The organism is Veillonella sp. S13054-11 (genome assembly GCF_002959795.1).
GTDB classification, from domain to species: domain Bacteria; phylum Bacillota; class Negativicutes; order Veillonellales; family Veillonellaceae; genus Veillonella; species Veillonella parvula_E.
This window is the reverse complement of record NZ_PPCY01000007.1, coordinates 84,234-109,720: the sequence shown is the minus strand read 5'-3', so window position 1 is coordinate 109,720 and position 25,487 is coordinate 84,234. Positions and strand designations below refer to the sequence as shown.

The following is a 25,487-nucleotide window of genomic DNA, read 5'->3' as shown; positions in this document are numbered from 1 at the left end:
GCAAAGGAAGACGTTAGATGATTAAAAATGCATTACTTAGTGTTTCTGATAAAACAGGTATTGTAGACTTTGCGAAAGGTTTAGTTGATTTAGGGGTAACCATTTATTCCACAGGTGGGACCCTTAAAGTCATAACTGAAGCAGGTATTCCGGCAAAATCGGTAGAGTCTTTGACTGATTTTCCTGAAATGATGGATGGCCGCGTAAAGACATTACATCCTAAGGTGCATGGTGGCATTTTGGCGATCCGTGATAATGCGGAGCATCAACAAGCTATGGCAGAACATGGTATTGAACCAATCGACCTTGTTGTAGTCAATCTTTACCCGTTCCGCGAAACCATTGCAAAACCTAATGTATCCTTAGAAGAGGCCATCGAAAATATCGATATTGGTGGTCCTACGATGGTTCGTTCTGCAGCAAAGAATCATGCCTTTGTGGGTATCGTAGTAAATCCAAATCATTACGATGAAATCTTAGAGATGCTCAAGGATCAAGGTGAATTGACTAAGGAATATCGCTTTGGACTTGCCAAAGAAGCCTTTGCTCATACGGCGGCTTACGATGTGGCCATCGCTAATTATATGAGTGGAATCTTGAATGAAGGCCCTACACCTCCAGAATATTTGAGTGCTTATGAGAAGGTAACAGATCTTAGATATGGGGAAAATCCGCATCAACAAGCCGCATTCTACAAAGAAATTGGAACAGCTCATGGCATGGGGGCTTTGAAACAATTACATGGCAAAGAGCTTTCCTATAACAATATTGTAGACATGGAAGCGGCATGGAATATGGTATGGGAGTTTACTGAGCCAGCTGCATGTATTATTAAGCATACGAACCCATGTGGTGCCGCTACTGCAGCTACATTACATGATGCCTATGTAAATGCGTACGAAGCTGATTCCGTATCCGCCTTTGGTGGCATTGTAGCCTTAAACCGTGAAGTAGATGCAGCTACTGCCGGAGAAATGAGCAAAATTTTCTTAGAAGTTATTATGGCACCTGCTTTCACAAAAGAAGCATTAGAAATCCTTGAAGCTAAGAAAAATATTCGCCTCATTGAACTATCTAAGCCGGAATCTGGCCAAGTGACAGTAAAGAAGGTGTCTGGTGGTTTATTAGTGCAAACAGAAGACGATATCCTAGAAGACCGCGCCAATTATAAAGTTGTTACGAAGGTACAACCAACAGAGGAACAATGGAAAGCTCTTGAATTTGCATGGAAACTCGTAAAACATGTAAAATCCAATGCGATTTTGATTTCTAATGAAAAACGTACTCTTGGAGTTGGGGCCGGTCAAATGAATCGCGTAGGTTCTGCAAAAATTGCTCTTGAACAAGCCGGGGAAGCCGCTAAAGGCGCTGTATTAGCATCCGATGCATTCTTCCCATTTGGCGATACCGTAGAAACAGCGGCAAAGCATGGCATTGCAGCTATTATTCAACCAGGTGGCTCTATTCGTGACGAAGAGTCCATCAAAGCGGCTGACGAAGCGGGCATCGCCATGGTATTTACAAATATTCGTCACTTTAAACATTAACTAGTTAAGAATTTTTAGCGGATTGTTAAACACTATTAGGGCAAAATATCTATTGAATGGTCAACAATTATTGATGTTTGGAGTGGCCCCGTTATGTGTTTATATTATTATGGATTTGATGGCGTTTAGGCGCCGATGGAGGACTTATGAAAGTATGTGTAATCGGTAGCGGCGGCCGTGAACATGCATTGGCGTGGCGATTGTCCATCAGCCCTAGCGTAACAAAGGTATATGCTATTCCTGGTAGCGCGGCTATGTCAGATTGTGCAGAGCTAGTTGGCATCGATTGGCAACAAAGCGATCATTTAATTAGCTTTTTGAAAGATAATCAAGTTGATTTAGTTGTTGTTGGGCCTGAGGCTCCTTTAGTAGCGGGCTTAGCAGATGTACTTAATAAGGCGGGAATTCGTGTTTTTGGTCCATCCAAAGCAGCCGCTCAACTAGAGGGCTCAAAGGTATTTGCTAAAGACCTCATGAAAAAATACAATATTCCCACTGCTGCGTATGGTGTATTCCACAAGGTAGATGAAGCAAAAGCTTTTATTGCTCAAACAGGAGCTCCTATTGTTGTTAAAGCTGACGGCTTGGCGGCAGGGAAGGGTGTTGTAGTGGCAATGACTGTCGATGAAGCGAATGTAGCCGTAGAAGATATGCTAAGTGGTAATCGATTCGGTGATGCAGGCAGCACCGTTGTTATCGAAGAGTTTATGGAAGGTGAAGAGGCTAGTTTATTAGCCTTTGTAGATGGAAAGACCGTAGTTCCTATGATTGCCTCTCAAGATCATAAACGCATTTTTGATGGTGATAAAGGGCCTAATACAGGTGGCATGGGGACCTATGCACCGGCACCTGTTCTTACAGATGCATTGCGGGACGAAGCGATGAAAAACATCTTAGAACCTATGGTAGCGGCTATGGAAAAAGAAGGCATGCCGTATGTAGGCTGCCTCTACGCAGGGCTTATGATTACTGACGAAGGTCCTAAGGTGGTAGAATTCAATGCGCGCTTTGGTGATCCTGAAACACAAGTTGTATTGCCGCTACTGGATAGTGATCTAGGTGAGATTATGATGGCCTGTGCTAAGGGCACATTAACCTCTAATATGGTGAAATGGAAAGATTCCTCAGCAGCCTGCGTTATCCTTGCTTCTAAGGGCTATCCTGAAACTTCATCTAAGGGCGATGTCATCAGTGGGGATATTAAACAATATGACACAACCATTGTATTCCATTCTGGTACAAAGCTTGTTGGTGAAAATTATGTCACTAATGGCGGTCGTGTGCTCGGTGTTGTCGGACTTGGCAAAGACCTTAGAACGGCACTTGATAGAGCCTATGGACGTATAGAGCATATCGACTTTGAAGGCATGCAATATCGTACAGATATTGGGGCTAAGGCTTTTAAATAAAGTAACAACATTTTGAATATAAAGAAAACCTCTACATACATGCACGACGCATGCGGTGTAGAGGTTTTATTTTCTACCTTTTAACTGTTACCTATGATATAATAAATTAGATATAAAGAGGGCCCATCGACGTGTGATGGCGTTAGGCTCATCTCAAAAATTTGGAAACTTATTGATGACGCCTGACGTGTAGAAGTAAATCTTCTACACGTTAGGTGTTTTTACTATAGTCTATTTTATTTCTTAATAGCGATATACAACTATGATATATAATAAAGAACCGTTAGAACTGAATAGTCCGGTAGCCTTTTGGCTGAATTTTCCAAACGAAGAACGCGTATTTTGGGTGGATCGTCAAAGTGACCGCATCGTTGTAGGCGCTAAACGTTTGGCGACGGTCAAAGATGATGAAGATCGCCATAATTACGCTTACGTGTTTTATGGAGATACTTTTTTTGAGAACTCTAAGGACCCTAAATGGGCTGGCATGGGTCATGAAATGATTGCTTTCACCCATTACTACATCGTAGAAAATGGGGAGTCTTTCTACTTGCACGTTGGTGAAAGCGTCCCTATTACGGATTTCGAGGTGTCTCGAGTTCGCCATAACTACAAGGAAACCAGTGATGATAAGGCGGTTTGGGATAGTTTGATGAACGCTATCGCTGATGGTATTAGTAGCGGTGAAATGACGAAGGTCGTTTCTTCTCGAGAGGTACAGTTCACTAGCGAAACACCATACAATGTGGCAAGTATTTTAGCAAATTTAGTAGATAATAATCCAAATTGCTTTATCTTTGGTTACGAAAAGGATGGACGCACCTTTGTGGGTGCATCGCCAGAGATTCTAGTTCGCCATCGAGGTAGTGAAATTCTCAGCTATGCCTTGGCGGGGACAGCGCCTAAACATGGACCAAATGCGTGGACTAAGGAACAACTGTTAACGGATAAGAAAAATCTCTTTGAACATAATATCGTCCGTGACCGTATTGTGGAGATCATGAAATCTATTACTCCGGAGGTTATAATAGGTGAAACGGGTATCATGGAGCTGGCGCATCTCTATCATTTGCGCACCATTATTACTGCAAAGGATAGCACAAAATCCCTCGTGGAATGGGCAAAGTTGCTCCATCCTACACCGGCTCTCGGTGGTGAACCACGAGAAAAGGCGTTGGCATTGCTACAAAAGTACGAAGCTCATGAGCGCGGCATGTATGCAGCACCTTTTGGCTTTATGAAAGATATGGGGGACGGCATTGTCATCGTTGCTATTCGATCTGCCCTCATTATGGATAATGTTCTTTATGCCTATGCAGGATGTGGCGTCGTAGCCGATTCTGATGCGGATGAAGAATATGCAGAAACTAATAATAAAATGCGCACCATTTTGGATGCGTTATAATAAATTTCCAAACCCTTAGGAGTTGTTGAAAGGGAATATAATGAACGAATATATTGCTGCCTTGGTAGATGAGTTTTACCAACTCGGCGTCCGGCATGCTGTGTTTAGCCCTGGTTCTCGTTCTACGACGATGGCTATGCTTTTCACGGAGTATGAAGGCTTTGAAACATATATGAATATAGATGAGCGCTCTGCTAGCTTTATGGCGCTTGGCATTGCAAAGGCTCATAAAGAACCAACTGTGTTAGTTTGTACATCCGGTTCCGCAGTGGCTCATTATTTGCCCGCTATTTTAGAGGCTCAATATAGTGGGGTACCTCTTATTGTATTGTCTGCCGATAGACCTTATACCTTGCTACATACAGGGGCTCCACAAACAGTAGATCAACAAAAAATCTTTGGTACAGCTGTAAACTATTATGAAGAATTAGCGGTGCCTCAAAAGGAACATTATTATACATATCCACGACAAGTAGCGCGCAAGGCATATATGAAAGCTATGGATACTAAAAAAGGACCCGTGCATATCAATATACCTCTCTTTGAGCCGTTGGTACCTGAACTGGACCGTAAGCACTTTGAAGCGGAACGTAGCCCTTACAAAGTATTTAAACCTAATTACGGTGATGTGTTTAGCTATCAGAATAGAAGTCTATTGCTTGCACAGTATAAGAGAGTCCTTATTTTAGCTGGTCCACAAATTGATGTAGATGAAGTTGAGTCTATTCATTCCTTTGCGGAGAATTTACAAGCTCCTATCTTGGCGGATCCATTGTCCAATGTAAGACGCTGTCATAAGACTGGTGCTATTGTTGCCAATTATGATGTTGCTAGCAATCTTAATAATGATACAGATATGATTCAGAAAAAACATTTCTCTGATGTTGTCATTTCTACGTATGATGCGTTTTTAGCGGATAAAGACCTATGGCCTGTACTAAAGCCAGATTGCGTGATTCAGTTTGGCCAAATCGTTGTATCGAAACGGGTACAGCAAATGGTGGCAAGTTGGGATAATGTGGAATATATTGAGATAAATCCCACGATGGACTCGATGAATCCAACGGGGAAAACCACCATGCATATGCAAGCAAGCATCGATATGTTTACGCATTTGTTCGCTGTAAAGAACGAATCTAATGCATATCTTAATAGATGGAAACGTTTAGAAGTAGCTGGTAAAGCTCAACTAAGTACAGCTATAGAAGAACCAAGTTGCTTTGAAGGACGCACAATACGTGAGTTGCAACAGCATATTCCTGACAATAGCCAAGTACTTGTGGCGAATAGCATGACCGTTCGCGACTTTGATTACTTTTGGTTTTCTGGGGAGTCCGATGCCGTTCTTTACGGAAATCGTGGTGTTAATGGTATTGATGGTACCGTTTCAACTGCACTAGGTCTTGCCGCAAATGGTCAGCCTACATATCTCGTAACGGGTGATTTGTCTTTATTCCATGATCTAAACGGTTTAGCGGTCGCTAAAACGCACAATCTCAATTTGACGATTATTTTGCATAATAACGATGGAGGCGGTATTTTTGAATATTTACCGCAAAAGGGAACGAAGCATTTTGATTACTTGTTCTCTACGTCACAAGGTTTAGATTATAGTGGGGCCGCTAAACTCTATGGCTGTGGGTACACTAAAATCTCTAGTCCTGATGAATTGGTCTCTGTATTAGCTAAAGTTAGTAAGGAATCTGGTGTTCATATTATTGAAATACCAACAGACCGGGAATATAGTCGTCAGTTACATAGGAAATATACAAAAGTTTCAGTTGATATGGAGGCATTACTATGAGTCAGTATTTTTGCAGTATTGTAGATAATGCTTTGTGTAATCCAGCTCAGCGTATGTATTTTGACTTGGGAGAGTATCGCTACGGTTTGACTGTGGTAGGTGAAGGGGAACCTATTGTATGTTTCCACGGCTTCTCTGAATCAAGCTATACTTGGGATGCTATTAATCTGCCGGGGTATCGAGTGGTTCGTATTGATTTAATCGGACATGGCGATTCAGATATTCCTGATGAGAATCAGGCTTACACCATTCCTCAAATGATAAAGGACTTACACACAGTTATCTATTACATGGTTGGTGAAAGCTATTACCTCATGGGCTATTCTATGGGGGCTCGTATTGCACTTTCCTATGCGTTGGAGTATGAACGTGAAATCAAAGGTCTTATTCTTGAAAGTGGCTCGGTAGGCATCGCTTCTGACGCTGAGCGAGCAGCACGCCGCAAGGCGGATGAAGACTTAGCAGTTCATATCGAAGAGCATGATGGTGCTTGGTTTGCTGCACGATGGGCGGAAGCACCTATTTTTGAGAGTCAAAAACAGCTTTCAGAGGGGGTAGAAGAATTAATATACTTACGCCGTTCCAATAATAGCCCATATGCATTAGCCAGTACATTACGTGGCTCGGGGCAGGGTGTAATGCCTTATGTAGGAGATAAATTAGAAAAGTTCTCTGTTAAAGGTTTATATGTGAGTGGCGCATTAGATACAAAATATACTACAATAGGAAGAGATGTATTTGGCAAGTTGCCAAGTTTTAATCATGTCATCGTCGACGGGGCGGGGCATAATGTACATATAGAGAAACCGCAGATTTTTGAACAAGCGGTATTGGATTTTTTACAGAAGAAAGGTTAAGTCCATGAGCAAATTTGATTGGAAAGTATTGGATCGTAATTATGAAGATGTAATTTACGAAACATATAATGGCATTGCAAAGATTACTATTAACCGTCCAGAAGTGCGCAACGCATTCCGGCCTAAAACGGTAATGGAGTTAATTGATGCTTTCACAGTAGCTCGTGAAGATAACGAAGTAGGCGTAATCGTATTGACTGGTGCTAACCACGGTAAGGGCGAAGATAAAGAGGCATTCTGCTCCGGCGGTGACCAAAGCGTACGTGGTCACGGTGGTTATGTAGGTGAAGACAATGTGCCTCGCTTGAACGTTCTCGATTTACAACGCTTAATTCGCGTCATCCCTAAACCTGTTATTGCAATGGTTAATGGTTATGCTATCGGTGGCGGTCATGTATTGCACATCGTATGTGACCTTACAATCGCTTCTGAAAATGCTAAATTCGGTCAAACTGGTCCTCGTGTAGGCTCCTTCGACGCTGGTTATGGCGCAGGTTACTTGGCTCGTATGATCGGTCACAAACGCGCTCGCGAAGTATGGTTCTTGTGCCGTCAATACACAGCAGCTCAAGCGTATGAAATGGGCATGGTTAATACTGTGGTACCATTTGACAAATTGGAAGAAGAAACAGTTCAATGGTGTAGCGAAATCCTTGAATTATCTCCAATGGCTTTGCGCATGTTGAAAGGTTCCTTCAATGCCGACACAGATGGCCTTGCAGGTTTACAACAATTCGCAGGGGACGCTACATTGATGTACTATACAATTGATGAAGCGAAAGAAGGTCGTGACGCGTTCAAAGAAAAACGGAAACCTAACTTCAAACAATTCCCTAAATTCCCTTAATCGGGAGTCGATACAGTCCTATATGACGGACTATATTAACTGTTAAAACGACAAGTGCGCCTCTATAGGAGGCGCCTTTCTTGTAATATCTCTTTATTTATCATATTTCAATTATTACTATTACTTATTACTTATTACTTACTACTTATTGGTAAATGGTAATTAGCATTTAGTATTTAGTGATTACTTATTAGTCATTAGCTTTAGATACGAGGTGAGATGATGGAGTGGTTACGTTATGGTGCACAGCACTATCCTAATTGCATATGCATAAATGAATACACCTATAACGATATATACCGTGGCGTACTCCATGTAGCTCGTAATTTAGTGTCTTTAGAAGCCTCTCGAGTAGCCATCTTGTCTGATAACTCTGTGAACATGGCAATGTATGTGTTGGCTGCTATGCTAGTTCATAAAGAGGTACTTTTACTTAATGTACATCTTAAGCCAAAGGAAATAGAAAACCAATTGGATCAACTAGGTGTTACCACCGTATTACATAGTAAAGAACGACGTAATCAATTATCTCATTTCGTTGATTCGAAGGCCTCTAATTCAGTTGTTGCAATTGAGTTTGAAACTCTAGAAAGTATTCTATCAGATTTATCGGTCGAGGACTTCTTTGATTGGATATTTACGGATGCAGACATTGCTGCTATCATGAATACGAGCGCTACTACGGGGCAATTTAAGTCTGTGCCGCTTAGATGGGGACAAATTAAAGCTCATGTACAAGCCTCCCAAGAGGTACTAGGAAAAACAGAGCAGGATAATTGGCTTATGGTACTGCCTTTATTCCATGTGAGTGGTTTATCTATTTTGATGAGGTCTCTTTTCAACGGGACGGCTGTCACTATTTTGCCTAAATATGATGAAGCTCAAGTTCTTAAACTTATAGAATCTGAAAATATTAATATGATGTCTTTAGTGCCTACCATTTTGACTCAATTAGAGCCACATATTACACATCATACGTTACGCGTTATCTTGCTCGGTGGAGAATTCATTCCCATGGCGCTCATCGATGCTTGTGAAAAGAAATCTCTGCCTATCTATAAGACTTACGGTATGACGGAAACCTTTAGTCAAAGCGTGACCTTCTCGATATTGGATTATCCTCATAAACGAGAATCTGTAGGTAAGCCATTGCCTGGCATGCAGGTTCGTATCGATAATCCTGATACAGATGGGGTAGGCGAAATTCATTTGATGGGCCCTATGGTTATGACTGGTTACATCAACAAGGAACCTATTGATGGAGACTTTAATACAGATGATATTGGTTACATCGATGAGGACAGTTTCGTTTATATTTTGAATCGTCGTAAGGATCTCATCATTTCTGGGGGTGAAAATATATACCCTAAGGAACTAGAGGATTTGGTCTATACGTTGCCATCGGTAAAGGAATGCGCCGTTGTGCCTGTACCTGATACTAAATGGGGACAAGTGCCAGCCCTCTTTGTGGCCTTTCATGATGGTAAAAGTCTGCCACCAGAGAATATTCTAGCCTTTATGACAGACTTTTTAGCAAAATATAAGATTCCGAAATATGTAAAAGTATTAACCGCATTGCCTCGAAATGGAACTGGCAAAATATTGCGTAATGAATTGAAATTAGAAAATTGAGGCGCCTATGAATGATATTTTAAACTTTAAAAGTATAACTACATATCGCCTTAAATTGCCGCTGAAGTTCAATTTTAAGACTGCCAAGGGCGAGGTGAAAGAAAGAGAGACTATCGTCGTTCGCATTGAAGACCAACAAGGGTATGTAGGATATGGGGAATGCGTAGCTTTCACAGAGCCATTCTATACATTTGAGACCGTAGAAACCTGTTGGAAAACCTTAGTAGATGATTATATCTTTAATCTGCGCTTGATGCGGCCTAAGCCACTGATGACCTATGTACGACAATTACAATTTTGGCGCAATCGAGACAATATGCCTATGGCTATTGCGGCTCTAGAAAATGCGCTTATTCATCTTCATTGTGAACGGATAGGTGTAAATTCTGTTTCCTACATTATGGATCAACCTTTACAAGAGACAATTGAAAGTGGTATCGTCGTCGGTGATGTGCCAATAGACCAATTACTTGATGTTGTAGCGCATCATGTAATAAATGGTTGTAAGCGGATTAAATTAAAGGTAAATCCTATAGATGGTTATGAACGCGTAGCTTTAGTTCGCAAACATTATCCGGATTTAGTTTTAGCGGCTGATGCAAATCGAAGCTATTCATATCAAGAAATAGATAAGGTCCGTCAGTATGATGATTTAGGTCTAGCTTGTATTGAAGAGCCCTTTGCGATGGCAAACCTTCAATCTTATAAAGATTGGAAGTGGGAGCGTCTTGAGCATGGTGATTGGAAAATCTATACGCCAATTTGTTTAGATGAGTCCATTTTAGGATATGATGATTTGTCCTATGCTATCGAATATGGTTTGATTGATGTGCTTAATATAAAAGTAGGGCGCATGGGTGGGCTTATTCCAACAAAAGCAGCTATTAATCTATGTAGAGAACGTCATATTCCCTATTGGATTGGTAGCATGGTAGAGTCAGGGGTTTCTAAAATGCTTCATGTCCAGCTATCCGCTTTAGGGGATTCCTATATGGCAGGGGATTTGTCCGATTCAAATCGATATTTTGAACAAGATCTTATTTTCCCAGATTTAACCTTTAAAGAGGGTATTATGCAGGTCCCTGATGGTGATGGACTAGGTGTAACAGTCTTTGATGACCGGCTAGAAGCCTATTGTATGGAGAAACGAACACTATGAATTTAATTGAATCCTTACAAATCGATGTACCTCGTATGACGAGCGACACTACATGTATTGCAAAAATGAATTTAAATGAATTTCATAAACAACCGCAAGGCTATTTAAATGGTGGTGCTACCTTAGCTTTTGCAGAAATTATTGCAGGCATGATGAGCAATGAGCTGGTAGGTTCTCATAAATTTGGCGTAGGCCAGTCTGTAACTGCTAATCACCTACGTCCTGTAACATGCGAAGGAACTTTAACAGCATTAGGAACACTACTAGTGAAAGGCAAAACATCCCACGTATGGCGCTTTGATATGATAGATGATGCACAACGCCTTATTTCACAAGTGACTGTAACCTTGGCTATTGTAGATTTTGATAGATAAAATCCCATTTTTAAAGGATTTAGTTATATTTGCTAATTAAGTTATGTATAATTTCGTCTTACATGAGAACTTACGATTGTTAAGATTATAGGATAATAAAAGGACAGTATATACTTTTCGGTAGATACTGTCCTTTGTTGGTTTTATAATGTAAATAGCTCATCTAGAAAAACGACATAACTCTTTTTTATATTTTCTAAGATCTGCAATTTAAAATGTTAGAAAAGACGAAGATATTTATTTTCTGGTGATGGTATATAGATCCTCGATATCAGGAATATCGTAAATAACCCATGTTCCATCTCCTAAATGACGCATCAAAACTTTTATATCTTTTGTCATATTCTTTTTATTATTTTGTATCGTTACAGTCACAGTAGCCTTATCACCATTATCTTCTGACTTTAGGTTTTTAACCTCTACATCATGTTCCTTAAATAGGCGACCTTCTACAAGACGATCTACCATAGACTTATTATCATCATTTGCTGTAGTAGTATTATTGGTAGGTGATTCAGATTTAAAGCTGTCAGGATCTTCGATATATGTTCGTATTACGTCTTCGAGAAGAGCTGGTCCAAATGTTTTGGTAGCTGCTATTGTAGCTTTGCCAAGTGGGGTAGATGTATCGACATATTTATTGCCTTCTCGTTCTACAATGTTTTTTACAATGGATTTTATATCTACGTGGCGCAATGCTTCGTCTGCATCTTTATCTTGTACTGCTTGGTGAATGATTTTTAATGTGTAGGCTGGTGTATGTGGTACATACCATAAAAAGTACCATGCTGCGGCCATCGCTCCTACAATAGCTATGATAAGAGCGATAATAACACCTTTTGAATTGAACTTATTCATAGCGAATCCTTTCATATTTCTATAGAGGCATTTTCATACTGAATATATACATATTGTAGCATATTGAGTAAAGAATAGGATGATTTCTAGTAAAGGGTATACCTAGTGAAGCTTATAGAGAAAATTGTACTATTGCGAAAACTGACGAATTATGACGATAAAGGGTGGATTCCTGTAATATAATATAGATATACTTTTATAAAAGCTATAAAATAACGATTATCAAATATAATCAATTATTTTCATAGATTTGTAATAATATTTTTTAAAAAAATAGTTGCATTGCTCTAAAATCCATGATATTATGTACAAGTAGTCAACGCGAGTTGATACGCGGCCCCGTGGTGTAGCGGTTAACATGTCGCCCTGTCACGGCGAAGATCGTCAGTTCAAATCTGATCGGGGTCGCCATTTTTTTTTACAAAAAATCATGCCTCGGTAGCTCAGTTGGTAGAGCAACGGACTGAAAATCCGTGTGTCGACAGTTCGATTCTGTCCTGAGGCACCATTTGTATTCCATGCGGTTGTGGTGGAATGGCAGACACGCCATCTTGAGGGGGTGGTGAGCTAACGCTCGTGCGGGTTCAAGTCCCGCCAACCGCACCAAGCTAATAAAATAAGGGTTTACAGGTAATTCTGTAAGCCCTTATTTTTATTTATGTAGATATTATAGGTATCTATATCATCACATTCCTCCGACACAGCGTTGGCATGTGGTAAATCGCAGTAAATCAAATTTACAACCAATAGTAACACTCTTCCTTGTGTATTATTTTGAAAGCGCTTTTTTGCTTTCTTTTCTTATTTGTTGGATGCTTTTAGTCGGTGTTTCTAAATCTTCAGGCATGGTACCGCCTAATTCTTTGATAGTTTGACGTACCTTTGCCCCAACGTCATGATGAATTTTATTAGCGTTTTCTTTTCCTTTTATTCCTTCCCGGCGCAATTTTTCATCAGTTTGTGTAGATCGGAATAGATTAGCAGCAAGTTCGGTACTACCCATATGATCTAAAATCTTCTGAGATTTTTTTAGACCTTTTTTAGCGTGAATTTGCTTTACGCCCAAACCTCCATATAAACCCTTATAGCCTTCGTTTTGAAAAATAGCATAATCTTTAGGTTCTTTTATACCTGCTTGGTTAGCAGCTTCAGCTAAAGATATATTATGCTCTTTAATATCTTGTCGGATTTGTAAACGTAAGCTATCTTCTTTTTGTAATTCTAATTGCTCTTGCTCGTGAGTTTTCACAGCAAAATAGGTTTGAGCTAATGCAATTACCTCTTTACGAGGATTGCCATTCATAGCAATTAAGTAACAAGCATATCTAGAGAGTACTATATCTTGTATACTACGTTGTAAGTTAGCCCCAACATCTACCAATTTGTTGACGTCAACAAATTCGGATTGAACTGCATGACCACTGGTTTCACAAGCACTTTTAGCCTTTTCAATAATTTTACTAAAATTTCTCCATTCTGAGTATTCGAGTATTTCTTGTAAATCTCGAGCATACCAATACTCATTGCCATCATCATCTATTTGTTTAATTGATTCAAAAGGGGACTGATAAGTATTGTCTGCATTGCTAGGACTCTCTTCAGGGAAAAAGAAAAACATATAAACCTCCTGTTATCTATATATCTTACTTATTTTTATGTCTAGATTTTATAAATTCTATGTAGTTTACCACTTCTTGCATTTCCTCTTTAGAGATCTCTCTTGATGCGGAAAACAATAAACGCATTTCTGGGCGTGTGTGCAATATTTCAGCATACTCTGCAGCTTCTTTATCTTGGTAGTATTGCTCATCGTCTTTATCCCAGCCCATTATCACTGCAGGCGATATATTAAAAACCCTTGCTAATCCTTCGATTTTATCAGAGGGAATATTTGTAATAATATTATTCTCATATTTATATAATGTTTGTTTTGAAACACCGATTTTTTCACCGACTTCTTCTAGAGTCATCTTATTGTTAATTCTGAGATTTTTAATTCTATCTCCTTTATTAGTAGTCATGGGTTTACCTCGCTCTTAATAGTCTCCTTATGAGTTAATATTACACTGTCTTAACTTTGTGGGCAACATTTTTGTAAAAAATATTTACAAAAATAACTTGATAGGTTACTATTGCTAAATTGTTCTATAAGCAACTTAAAAAGTTATAAATAGAAAAAGGAGGCGATATATTGATTGATGTAAATAAGTTAAAAGGAGCAATTGTAAGTGCTGGGAAAATACAAAATGAAGTAGCTAAGGCGCTCGGAATTACACCTAAAACATTCTTTTTAAAATTAAAAAAGGAGTGTTTGGGCTGATGAGATTGAAGTTATGATTGACTACCTTTCAATTGGAGCTCCTTTGTCTATTTTTCGTGCAAAGAATGCAACTTAATAAGTTACAAAAAATGAAGTGATACAAATGAAACAAGAAACAGGAAAAGTAAAATGCCCCAAATGTAATATAGAAGTGATAGGTGGAAATTTCTGTGAACATTGTGGGGCAAAATTATAAGCTATATGTGATTGTTGGGTAGTAAAGAAAAAATATAATTGTGGTTTTGATAAATGCAAAGGTTATAAGTTGTTAATTGAATGTATCAAGGGAAAAGAATATTTCTAATACCTTCAGATATAGCATCAGAAATAAGTCTTTTAGCTAAAGAACTGATTTCAGAAGGAAGCTTATTAAACAATAATTTTAATTGTAAAGCGGATACCTCTGATTGAGGAGTTTCAGAAAAAATAACTGGTAAGTAGGACATAAAATGTTTTTTTTCTTCTTCTGTTAATTGGTCCTGCATGTCTAGAAGTTTAGAAATCGAATTTATTTTTTCTTCTGTCCATGGGAATGGATATCCACAATGATGACAGTATTTAGGGGGTGTATAGGTTGAAAAGCTAATAACACCAGGAACATCATATTCACCACGAATAGGGGTATTACAGTTTGGACAAGAAGTTATAGTTTCAGCTCTACATTCAGGACAGAAATTAGATAGGTGAGCAGAGTTATGAATATTAGATGTAATAACATGACCATTTTTACAAACTTGCGCAGTTCGATAAGTACCCATTATAATCACCACCTTTAAATTGTAGGGATATGGCCCAAATTTTGTTCATGTTTAAGCCATGAAATAACATCTGATTGGAGCGTAGCATAAAACGGTTGCACAATTGGGGTAATAAGTAAAAGATCGTTGTTATCTATTTTATTACTTAAATATACGTAGACTGAGTCGATATTATCGTTGGTAGAAATTAACCATTGAGAATGTAAACACTTAATATAGGCATCATAAGTTTTGATTGCATTGATTAAATTTGTGTAATTTTGACCTTGCTTATTTAAATCATAACTTACTAAGAATACTGCCATTATAATCACGTCCTTTTAGAAACTTAAAAGAAATGGAGAAAAAATGATTAAACAAGAAAGAGAAATTAAAGATAGCAAACACTTTCAGGTTAATAGATTAGCATTTTACGTTCAACTTAAAACAATGACTGTAGATAATCTTAAAAAATACCCACATTGGAATTCAGAAAGAATGGATGTAATCTATTATTTAGCCAAGTATGGAGAGAAGGAGGAGTTGAAGAAACTATCAAAGCAAACTTTGTGCAATGTGGATTAAAGTATCAAATGTTAAAGGGATTGCCTTTTGGATAGCGTAATCTTTTACTTTGTTCCATATCGTATCGCTAGATAATAAATCAACAAACTGTTGCCCATCATGTGTTAATGCTAGTTCTAAATATAAATAATCTCTTGATTTAGAGCTAGCATTTAAGCCAGACAATAGACCATTCTGTATAAGGATATAAATGTGATAGTCAATAGTAAGCCTGTTGATATCAGGGAAGTTGATTGAGTCATTATTATTAACTGTTGGAAGAGGGAAATCTTGAACTGCTAATAATATATCTCTGCACAAAGAATAATCTATTTTCATAGTTTCACCTCCTTTCGTTAAAGGAAATAAGTGATATTAGCATATCTCATTGTCTATCACTGCTTGAATTATAACAACAACTTATTAATAAACATGAAATAAACATGAAATAAATATGAAAAGAAAGTTAAAAGAGGATCTTAAGAAGAAAATAGATAGAAAATAGTAAAAGAGTAACCAATATTATATAAGTGGTACTTATATAATATTGGGTTCATAGTGCTTAAAATTGTGTCAATTAATCTTAACAAATATCTGGTAGAGGCAAAAAATCACTAATAGGATAGAGGCGGCAATTAAAAGTAGAAAAAATAAAATTAGAACTATAAAAGCTGAAATTGAATGAGTAAGTATGATGTGGAATATTTTAACGCTTGCTTTTATACCAATATTGCCTGGGCAGAAAAGAGGGATGTATATTATATTCAGAAATTATATTTAGGTTAGTAGTTAATGAAACTCAATTATGGTGTCAAGTGAAAACTGCTTTACGCGGAAAGACAATTGGGTAAAATAATAATTCTGTTTCTGCCAGTGAAGTGTAAAAAGACTAAAAAGGATATAATAAACTAATATATATGGAAAAATATGATAGGATGTTTCCATTGAGATTAAAAGGTAAGAAGAGATTTATAGGGTATGTAAGTTAAGGAGTATCTTATATATTCTGGTATAATCCTAATCATCAATTATTTTGTTCTTCCTTATAAAGTGATTCTTTTTATAACTGTATTGGCATACTTCTAGATTCTGTGTACAATCATAGTAATTAGTAATATACATTTATATATAGTTTTCAGTATGAGAGAAGATTATGATTTTTAATTATGGCGAGACATTACGTATCCGAAGGGATTTATATACGATTTTAGGCAAAATACGCTATATTGATACTCATGGAAAAATTGGGTATGAGTATAAGTTAGTTAGACATAAGAATAATGCAGAGTTTTGGCTCAGTTGGGATAAGAAGCGAGATGCGTACCAGTTTTCCAAGTTGTGTGGAAAAGCACTACCAGCCGATATGAAACTCATAGATAGTGGTTATGAGATGGTAACGGGCACTTGGGGTGAGGTAGACGTAGGTACTACTGATACTGCTAAATATAAAGAGTATGAAAATGCTGATGGTACTGCTACGTTTTCTGTTCAAGAGTGGGCTTTTGAAACGGAATATTCAAAAGGCTTTTACATTAATAAAGAATACGTATCTGTCGAAAAGGATTCAGAGGTAACCGAGTCTATTCTAGATAAAATGGATACGATTAAGAAGCTAAAGTTCATAGGACCAATCGGTTGGATTTTGGGGAACTTACTACTTTATATGCCAATCTTTGATATAAAAATATTGAATGATGTACGGGATGTACTTACCTGGCCTTATATAGTAGCTGGGAGTATAGTCCTTGGTATCATTGTGGCTTGTGCTTTCATTATTTCCAGAACTATGCGTTGATGAAAACACATTGGTTATATAGGAGTCCCTTTCGTGGGGCAAATAAAAGGTCGTAACATGTATTAATACATATTACGACCTTTTTACTATAGGATTTATTTGTTAGGGGTTAGCTATTAGCTTCAGCTGGTTGAAGTTGTTCAAGTTCAGCTTCTTTAGCATCTAATTCTTTGGCGCCAAAATGAGCCAATACACAGAATGTAATACAAAGAACACATGCTACTAATAAAAGATAGAAACCTGCATTCCAACCAAATTTATCTGCTAAAACACCAAATAGTGTTGTACCTAAGTTTGCACCAACAATGTAACTCATGAATCCACGAAGACCAACAGCAGAACCTACTGCAAATGGTGGTACAATATCCATAGTTTGTACTGAAGCTAAGAATTGAGGAATGTAGATTAAACAACCTACAATAGCAGCGAAGAAAGTAACCCATAAGAGAGACTCGCTTTGCCAATAACCAAATATACAGAAGAAGATAATACTTATAGCAATGATTGCAGGTGGCATGCGATAACCTTTAAAGAATTTATCGGAAATGTAACCAGCAAAAATAGTAGAAGGGATAGCCGCCCATTCAAAGAATAAAAAGGCAACAGACATTTCTGCTTTGGAAAACCCCTTTACTTGCAATAAATAAATTGGAAGCCACGTAAGCATACCAAAGCGAATCATGTAAACGAAGGTGTCAACTAATGATACATACCAAGCGTTTTTATTTTTCAATACGTATTTTACAAAGATTTCTCTTGTGCTCATATGGGGGGCTTCAGAACTTCTGTGCGCCTTATGAGCTGTGTCAGCGATGATTTCACTTGTTGGTGGTAAGCCTTCACGTTCAGGGCTTTCTTTGATTAAGAAAGAAATGGCAATTGCTATGATAATTGCAATAAGCGCTGGTACACCATAACTCCCTAATTGCCAGTGATCTGTAGTAGTAAAATATAATGCGGCAGCTACGATTGGGGCTACGATACCACCACCGAGATTATGGGAAATATTCCAGATAGCTCCATAACGGCCACGTTCCTGTTTTGGGTACCATTTAGCTAAGGTGATAAAGGATGGTCCTACACCAAATCCTTGGAAAAAGCCATTTAGTACTACTAAAACTAAGAAGAAGGCGAGACTATCGGCAAAGCTCATAAAGATATTGATAATTGCACAGCAAATGAGACCGAAAGCCATAAACTTGGCAGGACTTGCTTTGTCCGCAAGACTACTCATAAAGCCTTTACTTAGACCATAAGCGATAAGCATACCACTAGATAGCAAACCAATTTCTGTTTTGCTCATATGGAGGATATCTGATAAAAAGTGTGTTGATAAGGCAAAGTTATTACGAACAATATAGTACGCAGCATAACCTATAAAAATACCAATTAATGATTGCAATCTATATTTATAATATAGATTCATAATCATGCTTTGTGGCACTGATGATTTTGCCTCTTTGGGTTGTAGAAATGAAAACATAGTTATTACCTTTCTTTCTTAATAACTAAATCCTATTGCATTGTTAATACTACCATTTCTATAGAATTCATGTAAATGATTTATGAGATAAAAATATTAATTTGCAACATTAAATTGTTTATTATTAGCTGAAGATACGTATAGAAAACATTTGAATTATAGACAAGTACTTCTTAATATATTAGATTAAATATATGGGGAGGTTATAATCTATGAAATACTTACGCCGTGAACTTAATCAAGTAGAAAAAGAATATGTAAAACAATTTGGTGAAGATTCTTTAAATCGTGTCATCCTTCATGATCCTAATACAAAGGATAAACAAGAGGTGCAAGATACTATTGATATTCTAAAAGGAGCAATTGCAAAAAATAAACCTCTAGAACAGGTTCCAGAGGAGATGTGGAAGCTTATTGAGTTTTAATGTATATGAATCCCATAAATAAAATAAAAAGGCACATTGTCATATGAACAGGCTATCTAACAATGAAATAATTTTAGATGGGTGTTCAATACAATGTGCCTTTGTTTTATAGTTTGTAGAGTTCAGGTTTGCGATCTCTAAAGATGTTGATTTTGTTACGGATATCTTCTACTACGGTGAGGTCGATATCTACAGATGAGATGCCCTCCCTAGTGTCCATTTCGAGGAGGTTTGTACCCCATGGATCGTATACAGCGGAGTGACCAGTGCTTTGAACTCGACCTACTGTACCACAGCCGTTGACAGCACATAAGAAGAGTTGGTTTTCAATGGCGCGCACTTCGTTTAATACTTGCCAGTGGCGTAAACGCATAGTAGGCCATTGAGCAGGTACAAATAATAACTCTGTATTTGATAATGCAGCCATTCTTACGAGCTCAGGAAAGCGAATATCGTAACAGATAACCGTACTACAAGGAATACCATCCAATTCGAAATGAGTGGTATGCGTACCGCTAGCGAAGTATTGGTCCTCTTTAGCAGGACTAAATCCGTGCATTTTGGAATACTCTCCTACGAGCTTGCCTTCACGGTTGTAAGCATAGGAGGTATTAAATACTAAATCCTCTTTTGCTACGGCTACAGAACCGCCCACAATGTTTACATTGTGTTCTTTTGCGAATGTACTTAATAAAGCTTTTGTTCTTTCTCCATTTCTGTCAGAAATATTGATTAAATCCTTAGATGGATGAAATCCTGTATTCCATGTTTCGGGCAAGACGATAATGTCAGGCTTTTCTGATAGGGCTTGTGAAAGTAATTCTTGGACGCGCGCATAATTGTATTCCACTTCGTTTACATGGACGTCCATTTGTATAAGGCTTAAGCGTTTTTTCATAGAGAATCCTTTATCTATTAGATGAATATAATTCTAGTAATGTGTATTATAATTAGAATATTAAAGCATTATTGAGTGTATTACAATATAAGAGTCGATAAAGCTAGTTTAATTTTTTTACAATCTTTTGATAATAATAGTTTGCATACTATTTATGGAGATATAGGTTATTACTTTAGATAATGTTAGATCTTTTGGTGAAAATATGGAAATAATAGATGTTATAAATGCGCGAACTAGCGTACGTCGGTATAAAAAATCTTCTTCGGTTGGAGAAGACATAATTCAAAATTTGGTAGCTCTCGGAATGCGAGCTCCATCCCCTAAAAATCGTCAGCCCTGGCAGGTTATTCATGTGACGGCAGTGGAGAAAGAACATTTTGTGAATTTAGGCTTTCAGGTGTTAGAGCAATATAAAGAACATAAGGAACATTTTGGTAGTTTAGAGATTAGTCTTAAGGCTATGCAAACTGCTAGTGACTTGCTATTTGTGTTTAATCCTTATGATCACTTGCCTGACTATACTCGCGTGTGGGAGAAAAGTGACTTACAAGCTATTGGCGCTTTTATAGAACATATTTTATTGGGGGCAAAAGCAATTGGGTTAGGTACACTATGGATGAATGATGTGTATTTTATGCAGTGTGAAAGCAAACCCTTTTTAAATATTCCTCACGATGTACAGGCAATCATTGCTATAGGTATTCCAGATGAAACTATGTATCCTAGACCTCGAAAATCGATTGATGAAGTACTAATAAAGCGTTAATTTTTACTATTCTTCATGGAAATGTTATAATATTCTGTATATAATTGTGTTCTAATAGAGGAGGACCTATGAGACGGATTCCGTTGGTAACACTGTTAGTTTTGGTATTGGCAATGGTTGTGGCAGGTTGTGGATTACTTTCACAAAAAACAGAACCTACTAGTTCAGTACCGCCTGCAAAAGAAGTTAAGATGGTACATCCAACGGGTATTCCTGTTCTTATGTATCATAAAGTCGGCGACGACAAAGATAATGATGCAGTTATTCGGGAGGATTTGTTTAGAGAACAAATGAAGTTCCTCAAGGATAATGGCTATAATCCATTGACGATGGATCAATTGTATGATTATGTTGTAAATGGTGCTGCGGTGCCTGAAAAACCTGTTGTGTTAACCTTTGATGACGGTTATGCAGATACATATTCTATCGTATATCCAATTATGAAAGAATATGGATTCCCGGCGACTGTATTTATTAATCCTGGCGATGTTGGGACGCGTCTAACTTGGGATCAAGTGCGTGAAATGCACAAAAATGGTATTACTATTTCAAACCATGGTTTCCAACACATAGAAATGGGCCAATTGTCAGAGGCAAAACAAATTGAAAATATTACGAAGGCCCAAGAGGCACTTTCTAAAGAAGTAGGCATTAAGGATAATCCTTGGTTCTGCTATCCATATGGAGATAAAAATGAATTCACCGACTCAGCCTCTAAAAAGGCTGGCATTAAAATGGGGATGGCTATGAAATCTGGCTGGGCTCATACTGGTGATAATCCATATAATATTTTGCGTGTTTGGGTAGGCAATGCGGTGGATATCAAGCATTTTGAAGAACGCATTAGCACCGAACATTTCACTGATTTATAAGGAGAAATACATTGTTCAAAAAGAATTGGGTAAAGTTCATCATTATGGTGTTCTTATTTACCGTTGTCACATCACCCTTCGTGGTGCTCTTTGGACCATTTAATAATGTAAAGCGCGCTGTAATTGGCGCTATCTTACAATCTCGCCATCCTCATTACATTACGTGGTTGTTTAATGAAGACGAATTACAATCTATTTTGGGGACTGTAGGGGTTGTTAAAAGCCAAGATTTGTTCAAGTTTAATGCTCGTGAAGATAAGACTTTAAATCTTGAAAAAATCCAGTCTGCTCGTTATGTAGGCTATATTTTAGAAATTCCTGATCCTCGTCGTATTCAAGTAGGTACAGCGGCTAATATTCAAGAAAAAGGCGATACTACAAGTAATATTGCAAAAATGAATAATGCTGTAGCAGCGATTAATGGCGGTGGTTTCCACGACCCTAATGGTACTGGTACAGGCCGTTTGCCATATGGTTTCATCTTGCATGATGGTGAGTACGTTATCGGTAAGGATGTAGGCCCTGATGAAGACGTAGACTTTGTAGGTTTCTCTAAATCTGGTAATCTTATCGCTGGTAACTATGATAAAACTCAGCTTAGTGATATGAAGGCCATGGAAGGTATTACCTTTGGTCCACCTCTTATCGTTGATGGCAAGAAGATGATTACCGAAGGTGATGGAGGCTGGGGCGTAGGCCCTCGTACTGCTATCGGTCAAAAGAAAGATGGTACAGTGCTATTCCTTGTAATCGATGGTCGCCAACCAGGGTATTCTATTGGGGCTACCTTGCGTGACGTACAAGATATTCTATTTGAAAAAGGTTGCTACATTGCAGCAAATTTAGATGGCGGTTCTAGTTCAACTTTGTACCTAAATGGTAAAGTCGTAAATAAACCTGCCGATTTGTTAGGGGAACGCATGATCCCAACGGCGTTTATCGTGAAATAGGAGGACAGATGAAACCTTTTACGCGTGTACTGAGCGCCTTTGCGGTAGGTATTCTTCTGCAAGGTGGGGTATACCTATACCTTGATCAATATATGTTTGCGCCGACTACAGAGTTTAACGTAGCAGGCGCATCAAAAGATGATACTAAAAACTTTCCTGATGTGAAGGAAGGCACTAAATATGTGTCCTATGACCGTCAATTTATGGCCGTTGTTACAGAAAACTCTTTGAAAATTTACAAGGCTAATGAAAGTAAGCCTACAAATATCGATTTGAAGGGCCGTTCGATTAGTTACTTCAACTGGATGCCAGACCGTAACTATGCTGTCATGGGTTTATATGACTCCAGAGATGTTGTCATGGCTCGTCTTAATGCGGATGATCCAGAACACGAAGTTGATACCAAACTTGAAGACTTGCCTCGGGGCAGTAAAATCGTAGATGCTGCGTACTCTGAAGCGACAAATGTGGTGTATATGAAGGTAAAAGTTCAAGAACACACATATCGCATTTATCGTACCGATGCTAACTACGATACACGTCGCGTTTACATGCAAGCTACTGATATCGGTCATATCGGTGTATTCTACGATGAAGATAACTTCTTCTACGATAATGTGAGAACTGGGGATGTATTCATGTTCAACGGCATTGAAGGGGGATGGCGTGTTATCAACCCTGAAGGGCGTTTCCGCTTTATCGGTGTTGATATGGACAAAACCATCTACATCGCCCGTGTTGATGAGGACAATAATGCATTGACTGTTTACACTGGTAAATTAGGTGTAGGATTCAATCCAGTTTACAAATACAACCACCCTACTACATTTAATGAGTTGACATTATCAGATGTAAAAAACATCATTAAGAATGGTAGTGAAGAAACTACTAAGGTAACAGAAGATACTACATCTTCTAAAACATCCAATAGTAGTGGTAGTAAAAAGAAATCTTAAGAAAAAGCCTTTATAATGTTCTTTCATTATAAAGGCTTTATTCCTATAATAGTATGTACCCTAAGGATATCTATGAATATATTATTTGTACGCCTTAGTTACATAGGTGATGTTTTGCATGCTACACCTGCTGCGCGGTGGATTAAGGAACAGTATCCTGATGCTAAGTTGCATTGGATTGTAACGCCTAGTATGGCAGAGCTTTTACAGGGCAATCCCTATGTAGATAAAATTATTCCCTGGGAACGGGATATATACGAGGCACATTCTAAAAAACTACATATTCCTACAATGTGGCGCATGTGGTGGGATCTTAAGGCCAAATTAGAGCCTTATAAATTTGATGTAGCCGTTGATGTGCAAGGGCGACTCATAACAGGGCTAGTACTATTAGCTTCAGGAGCCCCCATTAGACTTGGCCTTGGTGGCACAAAAGAGTTGAATTGGCTGTTTACTAACTATAAAACGAAGCCTAGTACAGAACACGTGATTAAACGCTATGTAGAGGTAGCTCAGTTGTTAACAAAGGCTATTACTGAACATGCAAATTTAGATACATCGCTTAACATTGATAAATACGGTATTGAGAGCAGTTGTTCACTAAATGAATCTAATGCTAATACGCTATACCACATGGATTTTCAGGTGCCAACAAATTTACATAGTTGGGCAGAAGAGCAATGGAAGTCGATTGATAATGACGTTTCTTTACATCGAGGCGTGGTAGAAACTCCGTTACGCATTGGGCTGGTATTAGGTACCTCTTGGGCAACGAAAGAGTGGCCTCAGGAAAAATGGTATTTTCTCATTAAATCCCTTCAATATAGAGCGAAATTTGTTTGTTTAGGTGGCCCTAAAGAGGCTGCTCAATACAAACCCTTGCTGGACTCTTTGACAGATGAGGGTATTGATAAAATTGTTCTGAATATGTTAGGGAAAACGACACTTCAAGAATTAGGGGCCTTAATTGAAAGTTGTGATGTATTAGTTACTGCAGATACGGGAGCTCTGCATATTGCGTTAGCTTTAAATAAGCCTGTAGTAGCACTCTTTGGCCCTACGGACCCTAAATTATGGGGCCCTCTGACGGGGACCTTTAAGGTGCTCGTAAATGACGAATTAGATTGCTTGGGCTGCCGAAAACGACGTTGTCCTAAGCCTAATCAATATTGTATGTCTGGTATTGATCCAGTACGCGTAAAAAAAGCAATTTTTGAACTGATAGGAGATACACATGGCAAAGTTTAAAATTCAAAAAGGTTTATCTGATGCGGATATGATGAAAAATTTTAAGGATACAGAAAATTTCGAAGATACTATGCTCAATATGGAGCGAGATGCTAAGAAACCAGTAGTTCATCAAAGTCCAAAGCAAAAAGAAGATGCTTTTTACCGTGAGTTCTTAACTGAAAAAGTAGAGACTATGATTGGTAAAATGCTCCTTGATATCAAGATGGAGTATTTTAAAGAAGGGGAAGGGGCTTTCTCTATTCAGGTGAAACGGGAAGGTAAAAATATTGTCCTTGAAACTGCGCCTAAAAAGGTTAAGCCTGAGAAGTAAGCCGTATAATGGAGACTATCAAATTTTAAAGATTAGGTCAGAACCTGTCCGTAAATGGGCAGGTTCTTTTGCATGTTTATGCATTTAAAAATATCGGCTTAGTTATTAATAAAATTGATGAGCTTATAAACATACCGACGTTTATCGAATTACTACATTTATAAATACCGATATATTTTGAAAAGTATTTAATAATAACCAAAAATTATTACGATATAATTTTTAGTTTCTCATTAAAATGAGCAATTACAGAAAATTTAATTTG

Annotated in this window: 27 protein-coding genes and 3 tRNA genes; 22 read left to right on the top strand and 8 right to left on the bottom strand. The window is 38.0% G+C overall.

Annotation, left to right across the window (positions count from 1 at the left end; genetic code table 11):
* Window positions 1–17: 17 nt before the first annotated feature.
* The 9 genes from purH to VPHSUH08_RS07565 all read left to right on the top strand — a co-directional run bounded on the left by purH (window position 18) and on the right by VPHSUH08_RS07565 (window position 11,034).
* On the top strand, window positions 18–1,547 hold the full coding sequence (gene purH / locus VPHSUH08_RS07605; RefSeq protein WP_105087125.1) for a bifunctional phosphoribosylaminoimidazolecarboxamide formyltransferase/IMP cyclohydrolase: 1,530 nt from the start codon (window positions 18–20) through the stop codon (window positions 1,545–1,547).
* Between the two features lie 146 nt (window positions 1,548–1,693).
* Window positions 1,694–2,956, top strand: coding sequence for a phosphoribosylamine--glycine ligase (gene purD / locus VPHSUH08_RS07600; RefSeq protein ID WP_105087124.1), 1,263 nt, complete (start codon window positions 1,694–1,696; stop codon window positions 2,954–2,956).
* A gap of 262 nt (window positions 2,957–3,218) precedes the next feature.
* The gene (locus tag VPHSUH08_RS07595) at window positions 3,219–4,361 is read left to right on the top strand and encodes an isochorismate synthase (protein ID WP_105087123.1); all 1,143 of its coding nucleotides are present in this window, start codon (window positions 3,219–3,221) and stop codon (window positions 4,359–4,361) included.
* Window positions 4,362–4,401: 40 nt separating this feature from the next.
* Window positions 4,402–6,165: a 2-succinyl-5-enolpyruvyl-6-hydroxy-3-cyclohexene-1-carboxylic-acid synthase gene (gene menD / locus VPHSUH08_RS07590; protein WP_105087122.1), complete on the top strand. Its 1,764-nt coding sequence runs from the start codon at window positions 4,402–4,404 to the stop codon at window positions 6,163–6,165.
* Window positions 6,162–7,022 carry a 2-succinyl-6-hydroxy-2,4-cyclohexadiene-1-carboxylate synthase gene (menH, locus tag VPHSUH08_RS07585; protein WP_105087121.1) on the top strand — a complete coding sequence of 287 codons (861 nt, stop codon included), beginning with the start codon at window positions 6,162–6,164 and terminating at the stop codon, window positions 7,020–7,022. Before menD ends, menH begins: the two co-directional genes overlap by 4 nt.
* 4 nt (window positions 7,023–7,026) lie before the next feature.
* Window positions 7,027–7,869 carry a 1,4-dihydroxy-2-naphthoyl-CoA synthase gene (gene menB / locus VPHSUH08_RS07580; protein WP_077708117.1) on the top strand — a complete coding sequence of 281 codons (843 nt, stop codon included), beginning with the start codon at window positions 7,027–7,029 and terminating at the stop codon, window positions 7,867–7,869.
* 219 nt (window positions 7,870–8,088) lie between these two features.
* Window positions 8,089–9,501 carry an o-succinylbenzoate--CoA ligase gene (gene menE, locus VPHSUH08_RS07575; RefSeq protein ID WP_105087120.1) on the top strand — a complete coding sequence of 471 codons (1,413 nt, stop codon included), beginning with the start codon at window positions 8,089–8,091 and terminating at the stop codon, window positions 9,499–9,501.
* A gap of 7 nt (window positions 9,502–9,508) precedes the next feature.
* Window positions 9,509–10,660, top strand: coding sequence for an o-succinylbenzoate synthase (menC, locus tag VPHSUH08_RS07570; protein WP_077708119.1), 1,152 nt, complete (start codon window positions 9,509–9,511; stop codon window positions 10,658–10,660).
* Window positions 10,657–11,034, top strand: a complete 378-nt coding sequence (locus VPHSUH08_RS07565) for a PaaI family thioesterase (protein WP_105087119.1) — start codon at window positions 10,657–10,659, stop codon at window positions 11,032–11,034. The genes menC and VPHSUH08_RS07565 overlap by 4 nt, the downstream gene beginning before the upstream one ends.
* A 237-nt stretch (window positions 11,035–11,271) precedes the next feature.
* Here the strand turns inward: VPHSUH08_RS07565 and VPHSUH08_RS07560 are convergent, their stop codons facing one another.
* Window positions 11,272–11,892 (bottom strand): hypothetical protein, encoded by a 621-nt coding sequence (locus VPHSUH08_RS07560; protein ID WP_004693701.1) that lies wholly within the window; start codon window positions 11,890–11,892, stop codon window positions 11,272–11,274.
* 335 nt (window positions 11,893–12,227) lie between these two features.
* Here VPHSUH08_RS07560 and VPHSUH08_RS07555 point away from each other — a divergent pair.
* The 3 genes from VPHSUH08_RS07555 to VPHSUH08_RS07545 all read left to right on the top strand — a co-directional run bounded on the left by VPHSUH08_RS07555 (window position 12,228) and on the right by VPHSUH08_RS07545 (window position 12,498).
* A tRNA-Asp gene (locus tag VPHSUH08_RS07555) sits at window positions 12,228–12,303 on the top strand.
* Between the two features lie 21 nt (window positions 12,304–12,324).
* Window positions 12,325–12,400: transfer RNA gene (locus VPHSUH08_RS07550), tRNA-Phe, on the top strand.
* Window positions 12,401–12,412: 12 nt separating this feature from the next.
* A tRNA-Leu gene (locus tag VPHSUH08_RS07545) sits at window positions 12,413–12,498 on the top strand.
* Between the two features lie 163 nt (window positions 12,499–12,661).
* On the opposite strand, the gene dinD is transcribed toward VPHSUH08_RS07545, so the two are convergent.
* Entirely contained in the window at window positions 12,662–13,510 is an 849-nt protein-coding gene (dinD, locus tag VPHSUH08_RS07535; RefSeq protein ID WP_077708172.1) for a DNA damage-inducible protein D, read from the bottom strand.
* A 25-nt stretch (window positions 13,511–13,535) separates the two neighbouring features.
* Window positions 13,536–13,913 (bottom strand): helix-turn-helix domain-containing protein, encoded by a 378-nt coding sequence (locus VPHSUH08_RS07530; protein WP_077708173.1) that lies wholly within the window; start codon window positions 13,911–13,913, stop codon window positions 13,536–13,538.
* Window positions 13,914–14,083: 170 nt separating this feature from the next.
* Between VPHSUH08_RS07530 and VPHSUH08_RS09625 the strand changes: the two genes are divergently transcribed.
* Complete coding sequence (locus tag VPHSUH08_RS09625) at window positions 14,084–14,212, top strand: hypothetical protein (RefSeq protein ID WP_255401620.1); 129 nt, start codon at window positions 14,084–14,086, stop codon at window positions 14,210–14,212.
* A gap of 281 nt (window positions 14,213–14,493) precedes the next feature.
* Here VPHSUH08_RS09625 and VPHSUH08_RS07515 read toward each other — a convergent pair whose 3' ends face one another.
* Together VPHSUH08_RS07515 and VPHSUH08_RS07510 are read right to left on the bottom strand one after the other, a co-directional pair.
* Window positions 14,494–14,970 (bottom strand): DUF2321 domain-containing protein, encoded by a 477-nt coding sequence (locus VPHSUH08_RS07515; protein ID WP_077708174.1) that lies wholly within the window; start codon window positions 14,968–14,970, stop codon window positions 14,494–14,496.
* A gap of 14 nt (window positions 14,971–14,984) precedes the next feature.
* On the bottom strand, window positions 14,985–15,275 hold the full coding sequence (locus tag VPHSUH08_RS07510; RefSeq protein ID WP_077708175.1) for a hypothetical protein: 291 nt from the start codon (window positions 15,273–15,275) through the stop codon (window positions 14,985–14,987).
* Between the two features lie 43 nt (window positions 15,276–15,318).
* Between VPHSUH08_RS07510 and VPHSUH08_RS07505 the strand changes: the two genes are divergently transcribed.
* Window positions 15,319–15,534, top strand: coding sequence for a hypothetical protein (locus tag VPHSUH08_RS07505; protein WP_077708176.1), 216 nt, complete (start codon window positions 15,319–15,321; stop codon window positions 15,532–15,534).
* Here VPHSUH08_RS07505 and VPHSUH08_RS07500 read toward each other — a convergent pair.
* Window positions 15,505–15,852: a DUF2513 domain-containing protein gene (locus tag VPHSUH08_RS07500; protein ID WP_077708177.1), complete on the bottom strand. Its 348-nt coding sequence runs from the start codon at window positions 15,850–15,852 to the stop codon at window positions 15,505–15,507. The two genes, VPHSUH08_RS07505 and VPHSUH08_RS07500, sit on opposite strands and share 30 nt — an antisense overlap.
* An 814-nt stretch (window positions 15,853–16,666) precedes the next feature.
* Between VPHSUH08_RS07500 and VPHSUH08_RS07495 the strand changes: the two genes are divergently transcribed.
* A complete protein-coding gene (locus VPHSUH08_RS07495) occupies window positions 16,667–17,308 on the top strand; it encodes a hypothetical protein (RefSeq protein ID WP_077708178.1) in 642 nt (213 codons plus the stop codon).
* Between the two features lie 109 nt (window positions 17,309–17,417).
* Here the strand turns inward: VPHSUH08_RS07495 and VPHSUH08_RS07490 are convergent, their stop codons facing one another.
* Window positions 17,418–18,791 carry an MFS transporter gene (locus VPHSUH08_RS07490; RefSeq protein ID WP_077708179.1) on the bottom strand — a complete coding sequence of 458 codons (1,374 nt, stop codon included), beginning with the start codon at window positions 18,789–18,791 and terminating at the stop codon, window positions 17,418–17,420.
* A 212-nt stretch (window positions 18,792–19,003) separates the two neighbouring features.
* Between VPHSUH08_RS07490 and VPHSUH08_RS07485 the strand changes: the two genes are divergently transcribed.
* Entirely contained in the window at window positions 19,004–19,216 is a 213-nt protein-coding gene (locus VPHSUH08_RS07485) for a hypothetical protein (protein ID WP_077708180.1), read from the top strand.
* Window positions 19,217–19,322: 106 nt separating this feature from the next.
* Here the strand turns inward: VPHSUH08_RS07485 and VPHSUH08_RS07480 are convergent, their stop codons facing one another.
* A complete protein-coding gene (locus VPHSUH08_RS07480) occupies window positions 19,323–20,114 on the bottom strand; it encodes a carbon-nitrogen family hydrolase (protein WP_077708181.1) in 792 nt (263 codons plus the stop codon).
* 205 nt (window positions 20,115–20,319) lie between these two features.
* Between VPHSUH08_RS07480 and VPHSUH08_RS07475 the strand changes: the two genes are divergently transcribed.
* The 6 genes from VPHSUH08_RS07475 (at window position 20,320) to VPHSUH08_RS07450 (ending at window position 25,222) form a co-directional block, all read left to right on the top strand.
* Window positions 20,320–20,883 carry a nitroreductase family protein gene (locus VPHSUH08_RS07475; RefSeq protein WP_105087118.1) on the top strand — a complete coding sequence of 188 codons (564 nt, stop codon included), beginning with the start codon at window positions 20,320–20,322 and terminating at the stop codon, window positions 20,881–20,883.
* Between the two features lie 68 nt (window positions 20,884–20,951).
* Window positions 20,952–21,755 carry a polysaccharide deacetylase family protein gene (locus VPHSUH08_RS07470; RefSeq protein WP_105087117.1) on the top strand — a complete coding sequence of 268 codons (804 nt, stop codon included), beginning with the start codon at window positions 20,952–20,954 and terminating at the stop codon, window positions 21,753–21,755.
* Between the two features lie 11 nt (window positions 21,756–21,766).
* Complete coding sequence (locus tag VPHSUH08_RS07465) at window positions 21,767–22,705, top strand: phosphodiester glycosidase family protein (RefSeq protein WP_004693677.1); 939 nt, start codon at window positions 21,767–21,769, stop codon at window positions 22,703–22,705.
* An 8-nt stretch (window positions 22,706–22,713) separates the two neighbouring features.
* Window positions 22,714–23,661 (top strand): hypothetical protein, encoded by a 948-nt coding sequence (locus VPHSUH08_RS07460; RefSeq protein ID WP_105087116.1) that lies wholly within the window; start codon window positions 22,714–22,716, stop codon window positions 23,659–23,661.
* 72 nt (window positions 23,662–23,733) lie between these two features.
* Window positions 23,734–24,909 (top strand): glycosyltransferase family 9 protein, encoded by a 1,176-nt coding sequence (locus tag VPHSUH08_RS07455; protein WP_105087115.1) that lies wholly within the window; start codon window positions 23,734–23,736, stop codon window positions 24,907–24,909.
* Window positions 24,896–25,222 (top strand): hypothetical protein, encoded by a 327-nt coding sequence (locus tag VPHSUH08_RS07450; protein WP_004698343.1) that lies wholly within the window; start codon window positions 24,896–24,898, stop codon window positions 25,220–25,222. The genes VPHSUH08_RS07455 and VPHSUH08_RS07450 overlap by 14 nt, the downstream gene beginning before the upstream one ends.
* Window positions 25,223–25,487: the final 265 nt, after the last annotated feature.

What these genes read in the sequence shown, in the direction of transcription:
- VPHSUH08_RS07510 (WP_077708175.1), bottom strand. Translation starts at nt 15,275, where the DNA reads ATGGCAGTATTCTTAGTAAGTTATGATTTAAATAAGCAAGGTCAAAAT.
- VPHSUH08_RS07530 (WP_077708173.1), bottom strand. Translation starts at nt 13,913, where the DNA reads ATGACTACTAATAAAGGAGATAGAATTAAAAATCTCAGAATTAACAAT.
- menC (WP_077708119.1), top strand. Translation starts at nt 9,509, where the DNA reads ATGAATGATATTTTAAACTTTAAAAGTATAACTACATATCGCCTTAAA.
- VPHSUH08_RS07515 (WP_077708174.1), bottom strand. Translation starts at nt 14,970, where the DNA reads ATGGGTACTTATCGAACTGCGCAAGTTTGTAAAAATGGTCATGTTATT.
- menH (WP_105087121.1), top strand. Translation starts at nt 6,162, where the DNA reads ATGAGTCAGTATTTTTGCAGTATTGTAGATAATGCTTTGTGTAATCCA.
- VPHSUH08_RS07495 (WP_077708178.1), top strand. Translation starts at nt 16,667, where the DNA reads ATGATTTTTAATTATGGCGAGACATTACGTATCCGAAGGGATTTATAT.
- menD (WP_105087122.1), top strand. Translation starts at nt 4,402, where the DNA reads ATGAACGAATATATTGCTGCCTTGGTAGATGAGTTTTACCAACTCGGC.
- VPHSUH08_RS07505 (WP_077708176.1), top strand. Translation starts at nt 15,319, where the DNA reads ATGATTAAACAAGAAAGAGAAATTAAAGATAGCAAACACTTTCAGGTT.
- purD (WP_105087124.1), top strand. Translation starts at nt 1,694, where the DNA reads ATGAAAGTATGTGTAATCGGTAGCGGCGGCCGTGAACATGCATTGGCG.
- VPHSUH08_RS07565 (WP_105087119.1), top strand. Translation starts at nt 10,657, where the DNA reads ATGAATTTAATTGAATCCTTACAAATCGATGTACCTCGTATGACGAGC.
- VPHSUH08_RS07485 (WP_077708180.1), top strand. Translation starts at nt 19,004, where the DNA reads ATGAAATACTTACGCCGTGAACTTAATCAAGTAGAAAAAGAATATGTA.
- VPHSUH08_RS07500 (WP_077708177.1), bottom strand. Translation starts at nt 15,852, where the DNA reads ATGAAAATAGATTATTCTTTGTGCAGAGATATATTATTAGCAGTTCAA.
- VPHSUH08_RS07560 (WP_004693701.1), bottom strand. Translation starts at nt 11,892, where the DNA reads ATGAATAAGTTCAATTCAAAAGGTGTTATTATCGCTCTTATCATAGCT.
- purH (WP_105087125.1), top strand. Translation starts at nt 18, where the DNA reads ATGATTAAAAATGCATTACTTAGTGTTTCTGATAAAACAGGTATTGTA.
- VPHSUH08_RS07450 (WP_004698343.1), top strand. Translation starts at nt 24,896, where the DNA reads ATGGCAAAGTTTAAAATTCAAAAAGGTTTATCTGATGCGGATATGATG.
- dinD (WP_077708172.1), bottom strand. Translation starts at nt 13,510, where the DNA reads ATGTTTTTCTTTTTCCCTGAAGAGAGTCCTAGCAATGCAGACAATACT.
- VPHSUH08_RS07490 (WP_077708179.1), bottom strand. Translation starts at nt 18,791, where the DNA reads ATGTTTTCATTTCTACAACCCAAAGAGGCAAAATCATCAGTGCCACAA.
- VPHSUH08_RS07475 (WP_105087118.1), top strand. Translation starts at nt 20,320, where the DNA reads ATGGAAATAATAGATGTTATAAATGCGCGAACTAGCGTACGTCGGTAT.
- VPHSUH08_RS07470 (WP_105087117.1), top strand. Translation starts at nt 20,952, where the DNA reads ATGAGACGGATTCCGTTGGTAACACTGTTAGTTTTGGTATTGGCAATG.
- menB (WP_077708117.1), top strand. Translation starts at nt 7,027, where the DNA reads ATGAGCAAATTTGATTGGAAAGTATTGGATCGTAATTATGAAGATGTA.
- menE (WP_105087120.1), top strand. Translation starts at nt 8,089, where the DNA reads ATGATGGAGTGGTTACGTTATGGTGCACAGCACTATCCTAATTGCATA.
- VPHSUH08_RS07460 (WP_105087116.1), top strand. Translation starts at nt 22,714, where the DNA reads ATGAAACCTTTTACGCGTGTACTGAGCGCCTTTGCGGTAGGTATTCTT.
- VPHSUH08_RS07480 (WP_077708181.1), bottom strand. Translation starts at nt 20,114, where the DNA reads ATGAAAAAACGCTTAAGCCTTATACAAATGGACGTCCATGTAAACGAA.
- VPHSUH08_RS07595 (WP_105087123.1), top strand. Translation starts at nt 3,219, where the DNA reads ATGATATATAATAAAGAACCGTTAGAACTGAATAGTCCGGTAGCCTTT.
- VPHSUH08_RS07455 (WP_105087115.1), top strand. Translation starts at nt 23,734, where the DNA reads ATGAATATATTATTTGTACGCCTTAGTTACATAGGTGATGTTTTGCAT.